The sequence below is a fragment of the Bradyrhizobium sp. PRIMUS42 genome (genome assembly GCF_023006515.1).
GTDB lineage: Bacteria > Pseudomonadota > Alphaproteobacteria > Rhizobiales > Xanthobacteraceae > Bradyrhizobium.
Genome location: NZ_JALBGZ010000664.1, coordinates 1 through 3,476 on the forward strand (window position 1 = coordinate 1; position 3,476 = coordinate 3,476).

Sequence of the window (3,476 nt, forward strand, 5' to 3'; positions counted from 1 at the left end):
GTCGCCGGAGGCGCTGCGCCAGCTCACCGCGGCGGCGCGCAGCTTCGAGGATGATGCTGCGACCTCCGTCGTCGTGCTGACCGGCAGCGCGAGCGCATTCAGCGCCGGTTTCGACCTGAAGGACGCCGAGGGACGCGCTCGCAAGGACATGGATCTCGGCACGCTGCGGCGTCACCTCAAGCTCGGGCCACGCCTCACCCAGGCCTGGCACGAGATGGAGCAGATCACGATCGCGGCGATCGAGGGCTTTTGCGTCGGCGGCGGCGTGGCCCTGGCCGTTGCGCTCGACTTCCGTGTCATGGGGAGCAACGCCCATCTGCGTGTGCCCGAAATCGGGCTCGGCATGAACATGAGCTGGCAGAGCATCCCGCGCATGCTGCATCTGATCGGGCCCGCCCGCACCAAGCAGGCGGTGATCCTGGCCGATCAGCGCATCTCTGCGGAGGAAGCCTATGAATGGGGTCTGGTGGAGCACGTCGTCGATCCCGGCCATGCGTTCGATGCCGCCATGGATCTCGCCCGGAAGGTCGCCGTGCAGCCGCCGCTCTCGGTGGCGATGACGAAACTCACCGTCAACCGGCTCGCGCATGCGCTTGACGATCTCGCCAGCCACATGGACGTCGACCAGTTCGCGCTCGCTGGCTTCAGCGAGGATCACAAGGAGGGCGTCGATGCGTTCCTGGCCCGCCGCAAGCCGCGCTTCAAGGGGCGGTAGAAACCGACGTCAGACCATTGATCGCATCGCGGACAATCCGTATACGCCGCGCAGGGACAAAAGCAGCCCGGACAACGGGCGCACGATGTGACGGAAATCGAGGGGAGGGCTCATGGCCACTGGTTCACAGGCGCCTGAAGCAAAAGGGTTTCGCTGGAAGCTGATCGCACCGCTCGTGGTGTGGCTGGCCATCTATCTGTGGCCGGTGCCCTCAGGGCTCAACGTCAATCAGTGGCACTATTTCGCCGTGTTCGCGGCCGTCATCACCGGGCTCATCCTGGAATCGATGCCGGTTGGCGCGGTCGGATTCATCGGCCTGACGGTCGCGGGCGTCGCTGGCTATATCGATCCCGATCCGACCAAGTCGCTGCGCTGGATGCTGGCAGGCTTTGCCGAGAGCACGGTCTGGTTGATCGTCGGCGCCTTCGTGTTCTCGATCGGCTATCGCAAGAGCCAGCTCGGCCGGCGCATTGCCCTGGTGCTGGTGCAGCGGCTCGGCCGCAACACGCTCGGCCTCGGCTATGCCGTGGCGATGTCGGACTTCCTGCTCGCGCCGGCGACGCCGTCGAACACCGCCCGCAGCGGCGGCATCGTCTATCCCATCATCAGCAACATTCCGCGCATCTACGGCTCCGAGCCGGGGCCGACCGCCGGCAGGATCGGCACCTATGTGATGTGGACGGCGTTTGCCGCGACCGCCGTCACCAGCTCGCTGTTCTTCACGGCGCTTGCGCCCAACGCGGCGGCGCTGGCGATCGCCAAGAAGACGGTCGGGGTCGAGGTCAGCTGGGGCCAGTGGTTTCTCGGCTTCGCGCCGCTCGGCATACTCCTGATGGTGCTCGTGCCGCTGCTCAGCTACGCGATGTGCCGCCCCGAGGTGAAACGCAGCCCGGAGATCTCCGAATGGGCGGCGAAGGAACTCGCCGAGATGGGCCCGATGTCGCGCAACGAGTGGATCATGCTCGGGCTGATCGTGCTCGCAATGTTCCTGTGGATCGCGGGCTCGAGCCCGGACATTCATGTGCCCGTCCTCGGCTCGAACTTCGTCAACGCGACCACCGTCGTGTTCATCGTGATCTCGCTGATGCTGGTGACCGGCGTGATCGAGTTTGCCGACATCGTCAGCGAGAAGAGCGCGTGGGAGGTGTTTTTCTATTTCACCTCGCTGCTGACGCTGGCCTCCGGCCTCAACGAGATCGGTTTCATCAAATGGTTCGCGACCGAATACGCAAAGCCGCTCGCCGGGCTGTCGCCGTCGACCGCGATGCTGCTGCTGGTCGCGCTGTTCTTCTGGATCCACTATTTCTTCTCGAGCATCACCTCGCATGCCGCCGCCGTCCTGCCGGTCGTGCTCGCGGTCGGATCGGGCATCCCCGGCCTGCCCGTCACGACACTCGCCATGCTCTGCATGTACTCGCTCGGCCTGATGGGCGTGATCTCGCCTTACGCGACCGGACCGGCGCCGATGTATTTCGGCAGCGGCTATATCGGAAAGGGCCAGTTCTGGGGCTTTGGCCTGATCTTCGGGCTGCTCTATTTTGCCGGGCTGCTGCTGATCGTGCTGCCCTGGCTACAGATGCGATGAGCCCGGCGGGAGGCTCATACCCCGGCGAAGAAATTTTCTTCTCCGGGGAGGGTTTGGGGAATCTTCGTCCACCTCCTCGCAAATATCTGACATTGCAACAAAGACTGGAAAAGGCGATGATGTATGCTGCGGTGCAGCGCGCGCCCCTTTGAGGTGTTTGCTGCTGTTCCACCCTCCAGTCGCTGATGCGACCCGGCTCTCGTTTGCCTTTTCGGGTGGGCGAGGGAACTATGATGCATGAAGGCCGTCTCCATGAACGCTCATCAATCGCTCGCCGTCGGACATCCGATAGCGCCGCCTGAAGCGATTGCTCCTGCCGCAGCTGAGCCGGACGCGATGGTCCGTTTCGCCGGCATCTCGAAGACCTATCCGGCCTATCGCGGCAAGCCCGGCGTCAACGCGCTGCAAGACATCGACTTCACCATCCCGCGCGGTTCCATCACCGGCGTGATCGGTCGCTCCGGCGCCGGCAAGTCGAGCCTGGTGCGCCTGATCAACGGGCTGGAGAAGCCGACCACGGGTCGCGTGATCGTGGACGGCCGCGATATCTCGGCACTGGCGGGCCGTGAGCTGCGTCTGGCGCAGCGCTCGATCGGCATGATCTTCCAGCATTTCAATCTGCTGTCGTCGCGCACCGCGGCCGACAACATTGCGCTGCCGCTCGAGATCGCCGGCTGGGCCAAGGCCGATATCAAGGCCCGCGTCACTGATCTGCTCGCCCTCGTCGGCATCGCCGACAAGCACGACCGTTATCCGTCCGAGCTCTCCGGCGGCCAGAAGCAGCGCGTCGGCATCGCCCGCGCGCTGGCGACGCGGCCAAGCGTGCTCTTGTCGGACGAGGCGACCTCCGCACTCGATCCGCAGACCACGCGCGCGATCCTCGATCTGCTGGCGAACATCAACCGCGAGCTCGGGGTGACCATCGTGCTGATCACCCACGAAATGTCCGTGGTGCGCCAGCTTGCCAAGGAAGTCGTGGTGCTCGATGCCGGCCATGTCGTCGAGAGCGGCCATGTCGCCGACATCTTCACGCACCCGAAGCATCCGATCACGCAATCCTTCCTGGCCGAGGTCATCGGCGATAGCTTGCCCGTCTCGCTGGCGAGCCGGATCGTGGCGGCGCCGTCGGCCGGCGGGCAGGCCGTAATTCGTCTCCAGGTGCGCGGGGCAGGGGCC

General features: G+C 65.0%; 3 protein-coding genes. All 3 read left to right on the plus strand.

From position 1 onward, the window contains the following. Nucleotides 1-715: enoyl-CoA hydratase/isomerase family protein (locus tag MOV75_RS31435; protein ID WP_247007260.1), on the plus strand; the 715-nt coding region annotated here is incomplete at its 5' end. Between the two features lie 112 nt (nt 716-827). Then, nucleotides 828-2,300 (plus strand): DASS family sodium-coupled anion symporter, encoded by a 1,473-nt coding sequence (locus tag MOV75_RS31440; protein WP_246923313.1) that lies wholly within the window; start codon nt 828-830, stop codon nt 2,298-2,300. Nucleotides 2,301-2,537: 237 nt separating this feature from the next. Next, a partial coding sequence (locus tag MOV75_RS31445; protein ID WP_247007261.1) for an ATP-binding cassette domain-containing protein occupies nt 2,538-3,476 on the plus strand: 939 nt, incomplete at its 3' end.

Excerpts from the sequence above, each read along its gene's own strand:
- MOV75_RS31440 (WP_246923313.1), top strand. The coding sequence starts at position 828 with ATGGCCACTGGTTCACAGGCGCCTGAAGCAAAAGGGTTTCGCTGGAAG.